At 64.4% G+C, this 16,418-nt stretch carries 24 protein-coding genes; 12 read left to right on the top strand and 12 right to left on the bottom strand.

The genetic code is table 11. From position 1 onward, the window contains the following. Position 1: 1 nt before the first annotated feature. A complete protein-coding gene (locus FV230_RS01270; RefSeq protein ID WP_147840913.1) occupies positions 2–3,514 on the top strand; it encodes a hypothetical protein in 3,513 nt (1,170 codons plus the stop codon). A gap of 4 nt (positions 3,515–3,518) precedes the next feature. Here FV230_RS01270 and FV230_RS01275 read toward each other — a convergent pair whose 3' ends face one another. Further along, positions 3,519–3,908 carry a hypothetical protein gene (locus FV230_RS01275; protein WP_147840914.1) on the bottom strand — a complete coding sequence of 130 codons (390 nt, stop codon included), beginning with the start codon at positions 3,906–3,908 and terminating at the stop codon, positions 3,519–3,521. Between the two features lie 37 nt (positions 3,909–3,945). Next, entirely contained in the window at positions 3,946–4,149 is a 204-nt protein-coding gene (locus FV230_RS01280) for a hypothetical protein (RefSeq protein ID WP_147840915.1), read from the bottom strand. Positions 4,150–4,246: 97 nt separating this feature from the next. On the opposite strand from FV230_RS01280, the gene FV230_RS01285 reads away from it, so the two are divergent. Continuing rightward, positions 4,247–5,062: a hypothetical protein gene (locus tag FV230_RS01285; protein WP_147840916.1), complete on the top strand. Its 816-nt coding sequence runs from the start codon at positions 4,247–4,249 to the stop codon at positions 5,060–5,062. An 86-nt stretch (positions 5,063–5,148) separates the two neighbouring features. On the opposite strand, the gene FV230_RS29325 is transcribed toward FV230_RS01285, so the two are convergent. The 4 genes from FV230_RS29325 to FV230_RS01305 all read right to left on the bottom strand — a co-directional run bounded on the left by FV230_RS29325 (position 5,149) and on the right by FV230_RS01305 (position 7,773). Then, a complete protein-coding gene (locus FV230_RS29325; protein WP_187275340.1) occupies positions 5,149–5,478 on the bottom strand; it encodes a hypothetical protein in 330 nt (109 codons plus the stop codon). A 675-nt stretch (positions 5,479–6,153) separates the two neighbouring features. After that, positions 6,154–6,648, bottom strand: coding sequence for a hypothetical protein (locus tag FV230_RS01295; protein ID WP_147840917.1), 495 nt, complete (start codon positions 6,646–6,648; stop codon positions 6,154–6,156). Positions 6,649–6,729: 81 nt separating this feature from the next. Then, on the bottom strand, positions 6,730–6,948 hold the full coding sequence (locus FV230_RS01300; protein ID WP_147840918.1) for a hypothetical protein: 219 nt from the start codon (positions 6,946–6,948) through the stop codon (positions 6,730–6,732). A 48-nt stretch (positions 6,949–6,996) separates the two neighbouring features. Beyond that, positions 6,997–7,773: a helix-turn-helix domain-containing protein gene (locus FV230_RS01305; RefSeq protein ID WP_147840919.1), complete on the bottom strand. Its 777-nt coding sequence runs from the start codon at positions 7,771–7,773 to the stop codon at positions 6,997–6,999. Between the two features lie 708 nt (positions 7,774–8,481). On the opposite strand from FV230_RS01305, the gene FV230_RS01310 reads away from it, so the two are divergent. The 4 genes from FV230_RS01310 (at position 8,482) to FV230_RS01325 (ending at position 11,006) form a co-directional block, all read left to right on the top strand. After that, positions 8,482–9,366, top strand: a complete 885-nt coding sequence (locus tag FV230_RS01310; RefSeq protein ID WP_147840920.1) for a hypothetical protein — start codon at positions 8,482–8,484, stop codon at positions 9,364–9,366. 490 nt (positions 9,367–9,856) lie between these two features. Then, a complete protein-coding gene (locus FV230_RS01315) occupies positions 9,857–10,237 on the top strand; it encodes a hypothetical protein (RefSeq protein WP_147840921.1) in 381 nt (126 codons plus the stop codon). 2 nt (positions 10,238–10,239) lie between these two features. Then, positions 10,240–10,446 (top strand): hypothetical protein, encoded by a 207-nt coding sequence (locus tag FV230_RS01320; RefSeq protein WP_147840922.1) that lies wholly within the window; start codon positions 10,240–10,242, stop codon positions 10,444–10,446. A 104-nt stretch (positions 10,447–10,550) separates the two neighbouring features. Then, complete coding sequence (locus tag FV230_RS01325) at positions 10,551–11,006, top strand: hypothetical protein (RefSeq protein WP_147840923.1); 456 nt, start codon at positions 10,551–10,553, stop codon at positions 11,004–11,006. Between the two features lie 66 nt (positions 11,007–11,072). Here FV230_RS01325 and FV230_RS01330 read toward each other — a convergent pair whose 3' ends face one another. Then, entirely contained in the window at positions 11,073–11,270 is a 198-nt protein-coding gene (locus FV230_RS01330) for a hypothetical protein (protein ID WP_147840924.1), read from the bottom strand. 46 nt (positions 11,271–11,316) lie between these two features. Beyond that, positions 11,317–12,081 carry a TIGR02391 family protein gene (locus FV230_RS01335; RefSeq protein WP_147840925.1) on the bottom strand — a complete coding sequence of 255 codons (765 nt, stop codon included), beginning with the start codon at positions 12,079–12,081 and terminating at the stop codon, positions 11,317–11,319. Between the two features lie 21 nt (positions 12,082–12,102). On the opposite strand from FV230_RS01335, the gene FV230_RS01340 reads away from it, so the two are divergent. Then, the gene (locus FV230_RS01340; RefSeq protein WP_147840926.1) at positions 12,103–12,387 is read left to right on the top strand and encodes a hypothetical protein; all 285 of its coding nucleotides are present in this window, start codon (positions 12,103–12,105) and stop codon (positions 12,385–12,387) included. A gap of 379 nt (positions 12,388–12,766) precedes the next feature. On the opposite strand, the gene FV230_RS01350 is transcribed toward FV230_RS01340, so the two are convergent. Genes FV230_RS01350 through FV230_RS01365 form a run of 4 tightly spaced genes read right to left on the bottom strand, consistent with a single transcriptional unit; the run spans position 12,767 to position 14,349 of the window. Then, a complete protein-coding gene (locus tag FV230_RS01350) occupies positions 12,767–13,048 on the bottom strand; it encodes a hypothetical protein (RefSeq protein WP_147840927.1) in 282 nt (93 codons plus the stop codon). A gap of 43 nt (positions 13,049–13,091) precedes the next feature. Further along, a complete protein-coding gene (locus tag FV230_RS01355) occupies positions 13,092–13,394 on the bottom strand; it encodes a hypothetical protein (protein WP_147840928.1) in 303 nt (100 codons plus the stop codon). Between the two features lie 50 nt (positions 13,395–13,444). Next, positions 13,445–14,095, bottom strand: coding sequence for a hypothetical protein (locus FV230_RS01360; RefSeq protein ID WP_147840929.1), 651 nt, complete (start codon positions 14,093–14,095; stop codon positions 13,445–13,447). Continuing rightward, entirely contained in the window at positions 14,092–14,349 is a 258-nt protein-coding gene (locus FV230_RS01365; protein ID WP_147840930.1) for a helix-turn-helix transcriptional regulator, read from the bottom strand. Before FV230_RS01365 ends, FV230_RS01360 begins: the two co-directional genes overlap by 4 nt. 71 nt (positions 14,350–14,420) lie before the next feature. On the opposite strand from FV230_RS01365, the gene FV230_RS01370 reads away from it, so the two are divergent. From FV230_RS01370 to FV230_RS01390, 5 genes are all read left to right on the top strand, one after another. Next, on the top strand, positions 14,421–14,744 hold the full coding sequence (locus FV230_RS01370) for a hypothetical protein (RefSeq protein ID WP_147840931.1): 324 nt from the start codon (positions 14,421–14,423) through the stop codon (positions 14,742–14,744). 12 nt (positions 14,745–14,756) lie between these two features. Further along, positions 14,757–14,957, top strand: coding sequence for a hypothetical protein (locus tag FV230_RS01375; RefSeq protein ID WP_147840932.1), 201 nt, complete (start codon positions 14,757–14,759; stop codon positions 14,955–14,957). After that, the gene (locus FV230_RS01380) at positions 14,957–15,163 is read left to right on the top strand and encodes a hypothetical protein (RefSeq protein ID WP_147840933.1); all 207 of its coding nucleotides are present in this window, start codon (positions 14,957–14,959) and stop codon (positions 15,161–15,163) included. The genes FV230_RS01375 and FV230_RS01380 overlap by 1 nt, the downstream gene beginning before the upstream one ends. Before the next feature lie 2 nt (positions 15,164–15,165). Beyond that, complete coding sequence (locus FV230_RS01385) at positions 15,166–15,597, top strand: penicillin-binding protein (protein ID WP_147840934.1); 432 nt, start codon at positions 15,166–15,168, stop codon at positions 15,595–15,597. Between the two features lie 62 nt (positions 15,598–15,659). Then, positions 15,660–16,262: a hypothetical protein gene (locus FV230_RS01390; RefSeq protein WP_147840935.1), complete on the top strand. Its 603-nt coding sequence runs from the start codon at positions 15,660–15,662 to the stop codon at positions 16,260–16,262. The last annotated feature ends 156 nt before the right edge of the window (positions 16,263–16,418 follow it).

Raw genomic sequence — 16,418 nt, forward strand, 5'->3', positions numbered from 1 at the left:
CATGGCCGCGGGTGTCGAGTTCGATCCGGCCGAGTTCGCGGCCTTCAAGTCCCAAGGGGCTCCACCGGCTCGCGCCGCGGCGCCGGTCTCGAATGGGTTCGATCCGGCTGAGTTCGCATCGTTCAAGGCGCAGCGGTCGCCGCCGCCACGCGAGGCCGGGCGTGATCCTGGCGCCCTACAGATACGGGTCGGCCGGCGACAGGAACCGGAGGCGGGGCCGTCGTTCGATGAGCGGTTCGGCAACGGACCGATGGCAAGCAACCTCGACACCTCGACGCCTGAGGGGGCAGCCCTGCGGGCGAAGGCCGACGAGGCCCTAGTCGGGAAGCCGGACGGCTCGACGCCCTTCCTCGCGGCCCTGTATCGGGCGGGGAACACGGCGGCGCTGAACCTGCCTCGGAATGCTGCGGCAGGCATCGCGACCGGCCTCGGTACCGTTGGCGTGCCGGGCTACGGCAACCGCTCGTTCTCGGAGAACTACGACCTAGCGAAGGATCAGGAAGAAGCGTTCGCCCGGCAGGCTCCGAAGTCGGCGCTCGCTGGAACGGTCGGGGGAATCGTCGGCGGCGCGCTTGCGTTGCCGGCCTGGGGCGGGGCCGCGACGGCAGCCCGACGAGCGGGGCAGGCCGCAGTTACAGGTGGCGCTTATGGCCTCGCGGCAGAGGCGTTCGACACGAAAGATGCGGACAAGGCAGTTCGGGCCGGCGTGATCGGTTTCGGTCTCGGTGGTTCCGGTGGCTATGCCCTCGAAAAGCTGGCCCCGGTCGTCATGGGGTCGTTGCGCAAGGCTTCGGTCCCCTTCCGAGACCAGACCGGGCAACTCACGGCCGAGGCCCGCGCGGCGATGCAGAGCGCTGGGATCGATCCGACCGACATCACGCCGGAACTGGCTGCCCGGCTCGAACAGGCGTTCACGGTCAAAGGTCCGTCGCCGGCCGCTGCGCGCGAGGCCGTAGCTGCGGATCAGGGCATCACGCTCTCGCGGGGGCAGGCGACGCTTGATCCGCGATCCGTCGATCTCGAACGCGGGGCGCTGGCCGGCTCGCGTGGTCCTCGTGCCGAGAACATCGGACAGGAATTTGCGACGCGGCAGGCCGGCGAGGTCGATGCTGCTCGCGGTCGGCTTCAGGGCATGGCGGCGCGCGGCGAGCCCTTGATCGACAACCCACAGACCGCCTTCGAAGCGGCGGCCGACCGGGCGCGCATGGCCGGTGGCGATGCTGCTCGACGCGTTGCGGCGGCGCAGCGGGCGCAGGACGAGGCGCTACAGGCCGTCCGTCGTCGTGGACAGGGCGATGCCCTCGACGGGGCGACCGCTGCCATCCAGGGCGTGCGTGACGCGGCGGAGCGCAGCCGTGGCGCCTATCGCGCTGCCTATGATGAGGTCGCGCAGATACCCGGCGAGTTCACGCCCGGCGCCCTCGACCGGATGGGAACGCGGATGCGCGCTCGCCTCGGGGCCGACGTGCCGATTGACGATGTGCTGACGCCCTCGGCGACGCGGGCGATTGCCGACCTCGATGCGGTGCCGGGACTGTTCAACCTCGAACCGGGCGCCGGACCGAACCTTCAGCAGGTGGACCAGCTTCGGAAGCGCCTCGTCGCCTATCGCGGCGCGACGGCGCAGAACCCGACCGACCGCCGGGCGATGGATCGCATCCTGCGCGAATTCGATGACCACGTGACCGACGCCATGGATCTTGGGCAGTTCGGCCAGCGCACGGCAAACGGTGCCGATGCTGGGGCCGACGACTTCCCCGGCTCGGCCGCGATCCGCGCCCTGGACGCCCCGGCCGACGCGATCACGATGCCGGCGGGGCCGGCGGGCTCGCCCGAGACCATGGGTCGGTTCATGGCTCGGAACGGCGGCGTGCAAATGACGGGCGATGCCCGAGCCCTGGACCTGCACCGCGCCTACTATCCCGGCGCCGGCACCTTGGGCCGTCGTGACGGAATCCCTCTCGACCAGTGGCGGGTGAAGCTGACCGAGGCCGGGTATCTGCCGCCGGCTGCGGACGGCGAGGCGGCCCAGGAAGCCTCGAACCGGATCATGGATGCGCTGCGTGCTGAGCGGATCGGGCAGCCGCACTACCGCATCGAGGACGAGGCTCGGGTCGGCGGCAGTCGTGAAGCTGGCCGCATCGCCGAGGACAATGCTGCGCACGCCGATGCGGTCTCGGGTCAGGCCCGGCGCATGGCTATCGAGTTCGACGGCATGGGGCTGCGCTCGCGCGATCTCGACGGGGGCGCGCTGCATGAGGCAGCCGAGCGGATGGTGCTCGGGCATGCTGATGACGCCGCGACTGCTTATGAGCAGGCCGTGGCTCGCCGCGGTGTTACCACCGCCGACGATGATTTCGGGGCTCGATCCTCGACGCCTCACGATGCGCCGTTCCCTGAGGTGGGCGAGGCTGCGAGCGTCCGGGCACCGGATGTGGCCGGCTTCCCTGCCGGCGATACGGCGCCGGCCGAGGCGATGCGGAACGCGCGTGGCCTGTTCCGAGCGCATAAGCAGGCGTTCGCCCCACGTGGTCCTGGCGATGTCGCCGGGCAGCGGTTGCAGAAGATTGTGGAGCGGGACGCCTCGCCGAACGATGTCGTCACGGCTCTGTTCGGGACGACAACGGGACGGGTCTCGTCGGGGCAGATCCAGACTCTGACGCGCCTCCGCTCTGCCGTTGGTACGGACAGCGAAGCATGGGGAGCGGTCCAGAACTCGATCGTCGCCCGCTACATCAGCGGCGACGGACGCGATCTCGCCGGCCGGCTCGATTACCTGCTGCGCGGTGAGGGTCGAACCATCGCGACGCAGTTCCTCTCGGACGAGCAGCGCCGCGGGCTCGGGCAGCTACGTGCCGCGATCAGTCAGACCGAGGCGGCGCACACGGCGGCACCTGCCTGGGTCGCGGACCTCGAACGGTCCGGGTTTGATCCCACCCGCATTGCGTCCAGCCTGTTCGGCTCCGGCGTACCGGGGGCGAAGGTCGGCGCCATGAACGAGGCGCGGGCGGCGAAGGCGTTCCTCGGGGCGGACAGCGCCGAGTGGTCGATGCTGCGGCAGGCCGCCGTCCAGAAGCTCACGGACCCATCCCTGAGTGCGGCGAAGACGGTCGAACGCCTTGGCGCCTTCACCAACGGGCCGGGGGCCGGTGTCGCTCGCGAACTGTTCAGCCCTGAGGAGCTTGCGCAGGTGCGTCGGTTCTCGGGCGCATTGCGGGCGACGATCCTGCCGGATGGCTCGATGCGGCCTGGCGGCGAGCGCACGGCCGGCGTGGCGGCGAAGGCTCTTGACGTGCTCGCGGGCATGGTCGCGTTCAAGGTCGGTGGTCTGCCGGCGGCGGCGGGCACCTATGGCGCCAAGGTCGGGCAACGCGCGCTCGTCGGCGGCATCGGTGCCGCGAAGGCGCGGCGATCGTTCGAGAGTGGCGCGCCGCGGATGACGCCTCCACCCGTTGCCCTACCCCTTGGTCGTCTCGGCGCAGGTGCCGGCCTTGAAGCCGCCGAGGCATATTGAGCCGTCAGCGGCCAGTGAAGAAACCGATGAACAGGGCCAGGGTGAAGGCGACGGAGGCGATTGCCGGGAATGCACGTTCTCGCCATGGCCTGCCACGCATCACCACGAATGCCTGGACCAGTACGAAGGTGACGACGACGCCGAACGCTTCGCCGAACAGAGCAGCCCCGAACAGAGTCAGGTAGCCACGTGCCGGGGCTTGACCTTGAGCATAGGCAAAAGCAGCGGCGCACAGGCAGTAGCCAGCCAGCCCGAGTCCGAGCCACCACGGGTCTTTCCCCTTTGCGCGCTCCGCCTGATGCCCTCGCCACATCAGGGCGAACAGGATGGCATTGACGATGGTCGCCGCAGCGATCGGCGGGAACAGGTGCGTGACCGTCAAGGCGGGCTGCATCAGGGCAACATGGCCCGTTGCCGCTTGTGCGGCAATGTCAGATCACATTCCCAGCTTCGAACTGGCTTCGGAGTGCGAGTAGTTCCGCGAGGTCTCGACGGTAGCCAGCCAGTGACTCGGCTGTCGTATCGGACTGGCCGTCATAGGTCCGCATCGTCTTGGCCTCCATCAGATCGATTCCCTGACGGAGATCGGCAATCCGCTTCTCGGAGTAGGATAGGAATGCCTCTGTCGGGGTCATGCTCGCGTCTCCTTGTGGAGGCCAGTCAGTCATCCTGCTTACGCGATTGCAGAACACGCGGGAGTGCCAAGGGCAAGGCTGAGTGTTACGATGAAACATGCAAAAAGTGATTGACAGCAATTTCCTTCAGGACGAACGCCTGAGGGAATACTTGAAAGACTCAAACAAGAATATTGCTGTTATAACCGACTATGCTTGCATGGAAGCCTATAAAGGTAACTATGCCGTTTCAGTTCCTAAATCTATGGATATAATTTCAAGGTACCCAAATCAAGTTCTCGTTCTAAAAGGAACAACAGCAATAGGGGCTTTAAGTGGTCGTAGCTCCGGTCTTGTACGGCGCATGGTTTCAAGTAAAGCTATCCAAGAATTTAAAGATTTTTGTTCCAAACTCGAAGAAATCCGTAACGGAAGCAAGAGATACGATCCGTCTATGGCAGAGCATAGCCGTGTTGCTTCCGAACATTTGGACAAGATGTTAGATGATGCCGTCGGTCTCCCAGCCACGTTTCACGATATCGTTAAGGAGGTTTTTACTGAATCCGAGATTGCAATCATTAGAAAGAACGAACCTTATAATCGCGAGATAATCAGAAAAATAATCCAATCAACTTTTATCATGACAGCAAATCTATTCAGAAGTCACCCGCACGGCCTAAGACTTCCGCGACAATATGATGTAGCAAATACGTTCATCTTCAGGTTTTCACTATGTGCTTTCCTACTAGTATTGCGTTGGATTGAAGGTGGAAGACAGGTTGGGGCTAAATCAGAGCGAATAAGAAACGATATGGTTGATGTGAATTTTGCATCATACGCGACTTATTTTGATGGGATTTTGACAAGCGATAAAAAGCTGATTGGTATCTACGAGGAAGCAAATTATATAATACGCTATGTCAAAATGAATTAGCTTAGAAGAAACAATGTATTCTGAAACAGGCCGGATCTGATTGATTGCAAGGCGCCGAGAGTGCCAGCTTCAGCACCTGCGCAGTCCTACCGTCTGCCGCTTTTTCCACGAGCCTTGCCTGTGTCGCTGTCCTCGAAGGCGGCCACGACCGCGGCTGAGATGCGGAGCAGCCGCCCACCGAGCATGCTCCCTGCCAGGTCGCCCCGCTTGATCAGCACGCGAATGTGGTTGGCGCTGCACTGCCACCGATCAGCCAGGGTCTCCGGCGTGTAAACGTTGTGGTAGCCGGGCCATTCCTTCGACATCAGGGGCGGAGCCCTCCGCTTCCCTGCATCTTTCGGTCCCGGCCCCTGATGAGCCGGTGGCACAAGCTCCTGCTCGACGGGGGCAGCCTCGAACGCCGTGTCGAGCGCCATCCGATCCCAGACAGCAGCTTCGCCGAGCCGGCGAGGACAGGGCAGCTTCTCGTTCTCCACGAGGGCCCTGAAGGCGGTTGGGGTGAGCCCGAGGTATCGAGCAGCAGCAGCGAGATCGAGGCCCCGCGGCGGATAAGCGTAAGGGTCTAGGACAGCGATGTGGTCGAGGGTGATGGCAGAAGGCATCACAGCAGGATGGTGGTGGGGGAGGTACAAGGCAACTATGGTCGCTTAGGCGGGCAGGGAGAGATCCCTTCGTCCTAAGCTAGTCGCGTGGACCAATTACCTCAGGCAGATCGGCAGGTAACGCGGGTACGTCTTTCGTCCAATCCGTAAATCCGACAGGTAAAGCAGAGAGCCGAGCACGGGCTTGAGCAGTAAAATCAGATGATGGTTGATCCATAGCGGCTTTGAGTCTCGCCGCTTTGACCGCAACCTTTACCTTGCTAGTCCACTGCTTGTGCCTACGAATAGTACCGGCGTCAAACGTGCATACAGACTTTCCAGTTGCAATATCGGATTTTCGGATCGTACGACCAAGCTCAATTGACGTAATCCGTTGCACAGATGATGAGTCTCTGGGCACTGACCACGATGCCGAGTACACACGGGTTTTCCGCGAACTCACCGTGCGGAGAGCACCCTTGGCCGGATAGGAAGAAGGCAGTCTTGTACTCACGGTGCACCTCTACCCTTAGTTAGATACCGTGAATCGACCGACTTCACCAAATTCACATAACCGCGTCGCCGATAATGGGGGATAAGCTCCTCGAATGGATCGGAAATCCGCGTCTGTGGGAGGTCCATTGCTACGGCCTGTGTCTGCATGACGGCAATCGCGATATCCGTCACCCGACCTTTGAGCGGGTGTGGATACGGATTGCCTTCAAGGCGTTCGATCGAGAGCCAGCGGTCACCGGCAGGTCCATAGGCAAGTCCACACAGAGTTTCGTCGTGCCAAACGGCAAGTTCGAGGTAGCCGCCGTGTCTCCGCTTAATCACCTTGAACCAGTCCCAGGACACGAGACGGGGTGGGCGCTCCCATCTCAAAGTGGCCTTGATTGCGTCTGAGCCAATCCCGGTCAAACGCAGGCCAGGCGTGCGAAGGTCAAGCTGAACCAGTTCGCGGGCAAGATCCCGAGCAGCTTGATATTCGCTGTTGGTTGGCACGCAGCCCGCCTTCCGCTTTTACGAAGCTCCGATTGCACGACATGGGCCTGAGATCCAGGGCCTGTCCGGCTCGTCGAGACACTAGCTGGCAACGGCACGCCGTTCCGATCTTGCCCGCCATCTGTCACGCTCGGTCTGCGCCTTGACCAGTTGAGCATGCAGGTCCTCAAAGCGGGCATGCATCTCGCCAGCATCGACGGCGGTCTCGATCAGGAGTTCCTGTGCCTCGGCCAGCGCTGCGCACAGTTCCGCGTTCTCGGTCGCGAGCGCCAGGACCAGAGCCATCGTGTCGTCGCTCATCTGCATCTCAGGATCATCGCGTTCGGCATGGCGGACGGCTGTGTGCTGCTACCGCATGGCTCGGCTGGTTCTACCCGCCGCAGGGATTCCAGATCGAGCCTTGTCGGTGAGGTCGCCCGCCGCTTGTCGGCAGCCCTTTTTAGGTTTCCGAAGCCCTGAATTCACAAGGTATGGAACATCAGTATGCGTGCGCTTCGCTGATTTGCACCCTGTCCCCTTTTGCTTAGGAGTGAGCGAAAGCCCGCTCCCCGGAATGGGGGAACGGCGCGCCAGGCGCAGCCAGGCTGTCCACTCGGCCGAGACGACCCGGACCACGTTGGTGTCGTTGCGGAAGCCGGTCACGCGCCGTTCCTCGACCGTGACCAGCCCGAGCTTGCGGGCCTCGCGGATGGCGTTGCGCACGGTGGTTTCGGCCACGCCGACGATTGCCGCGAGATGTCCGACCGCGAGCCGGCAATCGCCACGCCGGGCGGTCTCGGTAGCGACGAGCGAGAGCACCGCCTGTTCGGCCAGCGTGAACCGTGCCGCGAGACCCGGAGGAAGCCGCCCAGAGGCCGCCCAGCGGCGACGACGCTCCATCGAGGCATCCGTGCGCGGTCGAGTGCCGGCGCGGCTCCTGGGGCTTCCTGTGCGGTTCTCGACCTGTTCGGCAGATCGTTCGGTTCCTGACAGTTGCCGCGCCTCGACCAGCCCGGCCAGCGCCTCGGCCTCAGCCTCGGACAGGTGTCCCTCTCCGAACGCCTTCCACAGCGCGGACGCGACGGCCGGCAACGCGGCGCGCGGGGCCGCCTCCACCTGTCGGCGGATCTCATAGGCGTAGTTCATCGGTCACGGTCCCTCACGGGCCGCGGCTAGGGTCCAGGCAAAGCCTTCCCGTTGACGGAAACACGTTCCGTCTTGACTCCCGAGGGAATCATGTGGCTTGTGAGGGGCATTCGATTGCGGGCCTCACAGCCCCAGGTTTTCAGCAGGCTCCCGTTTGGCGACGGGGGCCTGTTGGCTTTTCAGGGTCTATCTCGCGGCTTCGATCTCCTGATGCCGGCTCACGACTCGCCATAGGGCGCGCACAGGCCGGACATGGCATGTCGGCCGGCAGGTACGGCTAAGTCAACGGTGAGGCTGGCGATGTGGCGTCGGATTGAGAGAGCAGCGCTATGGGTGCTCTCGGTCATGATGGCGTCAGCCGGCGGCGGTCTGCTGCACTCGGCTTTCACGGGCTTCCAACCCGAGCCGGTTACGACGATGCTCGGGATTGCGTTCGTGCTGACGGGTGCCGCGATCTACGGGCACGTCCTACGGGTGCCGCGGTCCTGATCGGCTGAACTCCGATCGGAGGCAGGCCCGTCCCCCGATCTGATCACGGGGTGACGGGTGCGTCGTCCATCTCACCAGCGAACCGGTCCTGAGCCCGGCTTGCAGGCAAGGTGCCCTCGATCAGTTACCAGCGCGTCAACGGCATCTCGTTCGTAAATAATGACGGCGCTCTGCTCGGCTCTGTAGCCTCTGGCGATCATGCAGTCGCCAGGGAGACCGATGCACCGCCATACCGAACGAGACCGCCTGTCCCGCCTGAAGGCGGAGTTGCTGCGAAACACCGATCCGGCCGCGCACGCGCTCGCGGCGGAGCTTGCTGCCTGCGGCGTGGATTGGGGCGGTCGATACCGATGCCGATGCCCAGCCTGTTGGCGTTGCCGCCGCACCTACATCCAGCAGCAGCAGCGCGCCGCCGTCGCCTGGGTCGATGGCCTCAACAACGCCGACCTCGCGTTCGCATCGATCGTGGCGAGCGGGGACACAGACATCAACAGACTCGGTGAGACCATCGCCGGCCTACCGCGGCACAACCGCAACCGCATCGACGCGGAGCGCCGGGCCGATCCGGAGCGGTGGAGCAACGTGGCGCTGCGCGCGTGGATCGAGGTCGATGCCGTTGGTGGCGATCAGATCCCGCTACTCGGATCGAGCCGGCGCTCTCTCCTGCCTCAGATCGCACCCATTGCGCTCGACCAGCCCGAGCCGACGTGGCTCGCGACCTATCACGGCATCGTCTACGTCGGCGGCCTGAATGCCACCGAGATCGGAGACGCCTTCAGGCGCCAATGGCCGCTCGCTGGTCAGGTCGATGTCAGGCCGTTGGATCAGTCTCGGACCGTCGAGCACAACGTCGCGGATATCGTCTCCTACGCGAACAAGCACACGTGCACGACGACGGTCGGCACCATCCGCGAGCCGTGGCCGATCTCATGGCAGGCAGCCTATTATTCGATGATCGCTCATCGACGGAATGCCTTTGAGTTTCTACGCTTTGGGATAGGATCGTCATACGATTCCACATACATAGTGGATGAGGTTTGCACTAATGGTTACGAAGATGATGCAATGCCATTTGTGTACTCGTCTATCATACTTCCTATGTAGAATATTACTGAGGGAGCCGGCGAAACCGAAGCGAGCGCGATGCTGGGCCGGCGATAATCAGGGCAGGTCGGCTTTTAGGGACTGCACCCGCGCAGCCGACCTCGCTTGCACGTCTCTGATCTTCTGCTGGGTCTTCCGCATGCGGTCGTTGCGCTTGGCAAGCTGCTCGGGCGTCAGAGGCTTGCGGATTCCGCCTGCGCTCGCCTCGATAATCTCTCTGAATCTCATGTAAATATTTATCGGACGAATCATCGATATTGCCGAGATGAATCACAAATAATTATGGACGGAATGAAAAACGATTGGCTATTACCGGTTCCAACGCCGCACTGGTGCAAACATTGGTGATGCCATGAATCAATTAATTCCGTCACATAGTCCAAACAGATTCCACAACATCTTCAATTCCCTCACTCCGGCGCAGGACGCCGCAGTCCGGAGTGCGACGTACTACACATTGGAGGCATGCAGTACGTGGGGCGATGAGATCATGCTTGCCACGATCGAGGATGCTGAGGATGCCGGGGATCATCGCATCCATGTCGGTCTTCCCGATCAGCCTGCCATGCGGTCGGTCTTCATCTTTTCAGCCCTCTCGGACGCCGTGCAGGTGCTGGGCGCCCTGAAGGACGTGCGCAATGTCCCTCTGTGGCTCAGCACCCTGGAGGTCGAGGCCGAAATCAAAGGCACCGACCTGTGGGCCGCCCTGGTCGCCGCCAGGGCATCGCTCGACCCGACCGATACCGATTGCCCGTGGGTGCAACTCGCGGCCGACTTCGCTTCCGGCCAGGTCACTCACACGTCCTACGGGGACGATGGGCGGAAGCACTGGCTGCACGCCAAGATCGCCGAACAGATCGGGAGGGCCTGAGCATGGCCTGGTACCGGAGTCAGTACGAGTGCGAGGATTGCGGCTGCACCTGGGAGAACGAATGGTCCTGCTGCTGCAATGACGAGCGTGGCGAGTGCGGGGAGGCGCTGATCTTTTCTGATCGGGCGGGGGCCGAAGCCTATCTCGCAGTCAATGCCGAGGCCATCGCCGCAACCCGTGAGGCCAAGGAAGACGATCTTTGGGGATGAGTAAACACCCGAGATAATTATAGACCCGGCTTTTGTAGAGCCGGCATCCGCTAATTCTGCGCTGTTAGGCGCTTTGTATCCAACCAATTCTTAGAGAATTTTCCATGCACTCTAAATTGCTTTCAGCAATCGCGCGCGAAGCCGAGAACAATCCGCAACTGGCCGCGATTCTTCAAGAAATGCGCCGGCAAGGCGGCGTCCCGACAGTCATCATGCATGATGTCAACACGGGGGCGGTAACGTCCAGCGAGAACGGCGGTCCGTTCATGCCGACGCATGCTGCGATCCGTTCGATCGTCATGGGTGTGCCGTACCGCGATCCGGGCCTCGTCGATCCCGCAACAGCAGAGGACGACGAGGTAGGGAGCATGCTCCGCTACTTCACCGACTACTACCGAGGCGATCTGTTGAATCACCCGTACTTCGATGAGGCGATCAAGGCGACGATCAGGGGGATTCACCGGCCTTCGGTACGACAGATGCTGTCCGACCTTGAAGACAACTACCAGCGTTGGAACAGGGTCGTTGAAGCGTTTCTCGAAGCTTTTGACGAGGAGTAATCACAGCGGGCACCGGCCCCGCCGTCCGATCTGGTGATAGGTCGGCGGGGAAGTTCGCTGGCGTCGTCAATCCAGCAGCGCAAGGATCTCGTCGTCGGTGGGGAGCCGGCTCGGCCCATGCCGCAGAGTGTCGATCCACTCATCGATCTCGTGGCGGTCCCATCGGATGACGCCATGGCCGAGGTCGATCGCTTGGGCGCCGCAGACCCGAGTGAACGCCAGCAGAGACAGGCTGCAATAGGCCGCCGCCTGCGATCGGCGCATGAGCCGCGGCCAGTTGGGGAGGGATTCCGGCCGTCGAGGCATCGGCTCAACTGAACACGCTGTTGCGGTCGGTCACGATGCGCAGCAGGTGGCAGGCGAGCATGATGATCTCGGCGGTCTCGTCCGGGTTGTCCAGATCCACTTTCCGGTGCGACTGCGGGTTCTTGTAGCTGCCCATGGCCCCCGCAAAGAGGGCGGATCGGGCGTGCTGTTCTGCGGCAGGAGCACTCTTGTCGGTCAGGGGACCGCCCTCCGGGTTGAAGGCCCTGCGCATCAGATCGACGCCGATGTCCGTAGGCTTCGGGTTAGCTGCCTGACGCACTGCGATCTCGACGGCCTTCATCGCCTCGAACACCGCCGCGTCGTATTTTCCGCGATGGTAAAGGCCCCAGACATCCTCCCGGATTGAAGGATGGAGGACCTCCTTTGGGAGGAGCCGCGCGCTCAAGGCACGTTGGGGGTCTTCGGCGAGTTGCCGTCCGCGTCGGCTCATAAGCCGGACGCTCATGTTCGGGTCGTTGTAGGGGCCAAGGGCCGGGATCAGCAGGCCCTGGCCCTCCAGCCAGGCCCAGGCTTCGATAATGGCTTGGCGCACCTCCGCATGCCGCTCAGCCGGGTACGGGCCTCCGGCTCGCGTGCCGGCGTTGATGCTGGTGACCTGATAGATGTTGGCGTCCAGCAACTCCTTCAGGGAGAGGTGCCCTCCATGCGGATGGGGCCGAACGAGCACCGGGAGCATGCGCAATCCGAGTTCGTCCGCCTCCAGGGACAGGAGAGCGTCGGCTGTTGGGGCAACCTCGCCAAGATCCATGATCCAACCCCTTGAGCCCTGATGATGAAGCAGGTCCGATCGCCCGATCTGAGCTTGGGCCAGAAGTCACGAATGATGCCGGACAGCCTCGGCTACGGCCATCCCTACACCCTGCCGGAGATTGAGCGGGCGCACGAACTGATTGCCCGCATCATCGTCCGATCCGGCACGGTCTACCTGCCGCTGCTGGATCGGATGGAGCGCGAAGTCACCCAGGCGAGGCGCCAGGTCGAAGGCCCCGCCCGTGCTCAGGCAGTTTTGGATGGGTACGCGAAGCGTAGGCGCGGCGAGGCCGCGGCGTCATGAGGAAGGCTCCGGCATCCCCGCCCATACGGTTTAGGATCGACCCGGCCTATGTCCCGGCTGACAAGGCTGCGCGTCGTATGGGGCTCACACCGGATCAGTTCGCGGAGTGCCGGCGACGCCTCTATGCCCGCGGCTTCCCTACCCCCGACGAGACGACGGGCCTGTACGACATCGAGGCGATCGACCGGTGGCGGATGCACCAGCGGCCCGATCTCTACCCCGAGGTGCAGCCCGGACGGCCCGCTGCTGAGCCCGCACCTCGCACGGATTGGGGAGAGCGGTTCGTAGAGGCTCGGAAGGCCGACAGCATGGGCGAGCGGTTCGCTAAAGCTGAGCGGACACGGCGCGCAAAAGCCTCAGCCAGGGATGGCGGACGCCCTTAGTGAGGTTCGCGCTCACGCATCGGCCGATCAGGCGGAACGCGGGTATCCAGGGCGTCCAGCCACTGGTCGAACGAAGGAGCGTCGGGCTCCCCCTTCAGGCGGTCAATCCAGTGGTCCAAGTCACGGCGATCGTACCGCTGCACGGTATTGGCGCCGAAGCGGATCGGGCAAACGTCGCACTCGCGCTGGAACACGATCGTGGACAGGCCACAGTACGATGCTGCCTGCGCCCTGGTGAGCAGGCGCGCGGCCGGAAGGGGCACCACCTGCCGCGTCACCGTCTCGGCCTCGCCCTTGGGCAGCGGAAGACCGTGAAGACGATCACGCTGAGAACCGGTTCATGGCCTCGGGCTTCATGATGCCCCGGTCCACGAAGTCCTGCGCCAGAACCTTGAGGGCATTCCATTCCGCCGCCTTCGTGCCGTCAGCGCGTGCGGTATGATGGAACCAGAACAGGACGCGCCCGAGATCGGCACGCCGCTCGCGGGCCTCAGCGGCGACGTTCCGGTCTTTCGCCTTGGTCTGGCGCTCCGCGAAGGTTGCCGCATCGTTCAAGGCATCGAAAGCGGCAGCGAAATCCTTGCCTTGCTGATCCAGAACAAGCTCTGCAATCGTCTTCTGCATGACCGTCCCCTGTGGCGACCAGTTCATGTCGGGGGAGGCGTGCTACCAAGTCAACGGCGGCTTAGGCTGCTCGGTGTCTCGGCCTTAGCGAAGCGTGCCACAACCTCGATACGCTCCAAGGCGTATGGATTCACGACAACCTCGCCCTCATCGTAGTAGCCCTCATGCTCGCGGCGCAGGTGCACGGACCCGATCGGCGCTAGGGTTTCGAGCAGCACGGCGCCTCCTGATCCAAGTCTGGCCTGCTCGGCGAACCTCTCTGCGATGTTGCGCTGCGTTGACCATGAGAAGCCGTAGAGGCGGCGGCTGCGCTCATTTGCGGACGTTCCGCGGAACAGGCGGAGAGGCTCGGCCAGCACGATCGAGGGCATCAGGACGTGGAGCGCCCGTGCCATGGTTGGCCTATGCCCGACCTGCAAAGGCATGTGCTTCGACTCGATCCAGATGCCAAGGAATGCGGCGCGGATCTCTGGACTGACGGCCGACAGGCGCCCCACACGGCACATTGCTAGGCGCCACCCATCAATCGTTCTGTCGTTCAGAAAGTCGGCCGCGCGCAGCATCGCATCCACGTCACCGACTCGGCATGAAGCGGCAAAGGCACTGGCGCCTTGACGATCAGCCACCCGCTCCGCTGCGAGCGCCGCGCGCACCTGCCGTTCGATCTCGGCGGGGTCTGTATCGTCGTCGGAAATGATCACGGCGCATTCCGATGCCGGAACCGAACCCCGGCCCCTCCGCCGTTCTCCGGCGTGAAGTCGATCCCACCGGCCTCAAGGGCCTGCCGTAGGTCGTCGGTCGTTCGCTCCCGAGCCGGACGCTTCCCTGTCTCGAAATCCGCAATCGTCGCCCGAGACACCTTGCTCTCGCGGGCGAGGTCTTCGCGCGTCCAATCCAGTAGCGCCCGTGCGGCTCGGCACTGAGCCCCAGAAATAGCTTTTTCGTCGTAAATCATAAAAAACAGCTTGCTGCGGATCTGGTATCAGATTATATAACTGAAATCAGACGAACCGCAAGGCCGCCCCGATGCGCTACGCCAATCTCATCCCCCACTCGCACATCGCTCGCACGCCCGACCCGCGCCTGACCGCCGACGCCCGCCGCGTCTTCACCCGCGCCAAGGCCGCCGTGAACGTGTGCACCGAGAGCGCCAAGCACTTCGCCCGCACCGTTGCCCCGCTGACCCGCCGTGACGGCACGTTCGACCGCTCCGCCATCATGCGCGCTGCGACCCGCGCTGCTCAGGCCCGCATGGAAGTGACCGGCGACGCCTGGGGCGTGTGCATGTCCTTCGCGCTCAAGGGCGCCTGGGCCGCCGCCAAGTCCTCCCGCGTCTACCGCGCGCACTGAGAGGCCGGACCGATGGCCTCCGATCTCATCCGCTCCCCCGCTGTCCGCCTGCTGCACGCTCAGCAGGATCACGCGATCTGCCTCCGCCTCGCGGCCTCCTACCGCCACCGGATCGCGGCCGGCGAGACCGACCAGCGCGAAGCCCATGCCTGGGCGCTCGGCCTAGCCCGCCGCTGGCGCCTCGTGGCCGCCGAACTGAACGAGGCTCGCTGATGCGGATCACGCGCCAATCCAAAGTCTCGGGCGAGACCAACACGCTGGACCTCCCCGTCACCTGCGAACAGCTCGCGGCCTGGATGGGTGGCGAGCCCATACAGCGGGTCTTCCGTCACCTTCCGCCCTGGGACCGCGAGTTCATCAAGACCGGGATCACCCGCGCGGAGTGGGACGCGATGTTCCCACCCGAGGACGAGGCGTAGCCATGGCGATGCTCTCCACGGCTTCGGGCCGCCTGTCCCGCCGCACTGTCCTCGGCGCCTTCCTCGTCGTCGTCGCCTCGCGGGTGCCTGCCGCCGCCTCTGACGGCGTGCTGCCGGCGATCCGTTGGGCCGAGGCTGCCGACGCTGCCTATCTCGCCTCGGGGCGTGTCGCGGCCGACCGGGCCAGCGCTGGTCTCCTGATGCCGGCCGGATGGGCCGCCTACCGCGCCTCGCTGGCCCGCGTGCGTCAGACGGCCCGCCTCGACCTCTACGCCCTGACGCCGACCACACCCGAGACCGCCGCGGCGCTGGCCGCCTACCACGCCGCGCGCGGCGAGCGGGCCGGGACCTCTGGTGCTCGACGTGCCGCCCGTCGTCGGCTCCGCAAGGTGTTCGCACGGCCGGGTGCCGCGCTGCCGCCCCGGCCAACCTAGCCGCCGGCTCCTCTCCCCTCGCCTCTCCTGCCTGCCCTCACGAGCCCTCTGGAGCCCGACCGATGACGCACGCCCATATCCTCGTTTTCGACACCGCCCCCGACCCGATCCACGCCGCGATCCAGCGCCATCGCGCGGCCTACGACGCCTATCAGATCGCCCCTGAGGGCAAGGCGTCAGTCGTTGCCAACGACGACTACGACGCCGCTACGGACGCCCTGGTGGCGACAGCTTGCACCTCCCGGTTCGGCGCCATGGCCCTGCTGTCCCACCTGCGTTGGTGGCTTGGGGAGGAAGCCGCGTTCTCCGCCGGCCACCAGCCCGGCTACGGCATCGCCCAGGCTCGCGTCGCCGACCTGACGCTGTTCCTCGGCACGGCCCTGCCCCCGACGACGATCCCGCGGGCTTTCCCGTCCGGCCGCCTTCCGCCAGCCCCTGCCCGGCTGCTGCCTGGCGTGGATCGCTACGACCAGTCCGCTGCGATTGTCCCGCGGAACGAAGCCCTGCCCGGTGAGTGCGCCCCCTGGGAGGCCGTAGCCGCGGTCCGGCCCGACACTGCCTTCGTCCGCGCCCAGCGCTTCATGGATGCCGGCGCCGAGCTGCTGGCCGCCTTCACCATCATTGCCGGGGGCGTACTCGCCTACGGCTTCCTGCCGATCGCTTGAAGGGAGGCTGACATGCGCAATCTCTTGAACCGTCGCCTGAGCACCGATCCCAAGCCGTCCCTACGCGACCGGTTCGCCGCGATGAAGGCTAAGGCCGCCGGGCTCGGGTCCAAGCCGAGCACGGGCCGCCCGGCCTCCCCCGCCGCCGTTCACGCC

The organism is Methylobacterium sp. WL6 (assembly GCF_008040095.1).
Taxonomy (GTDB): domain Bacteria; phylum Pseudomonadota; class Alphaproteobacteria; order Rhizobiales; family Beijerinckiaceae; genus Methylobacterium.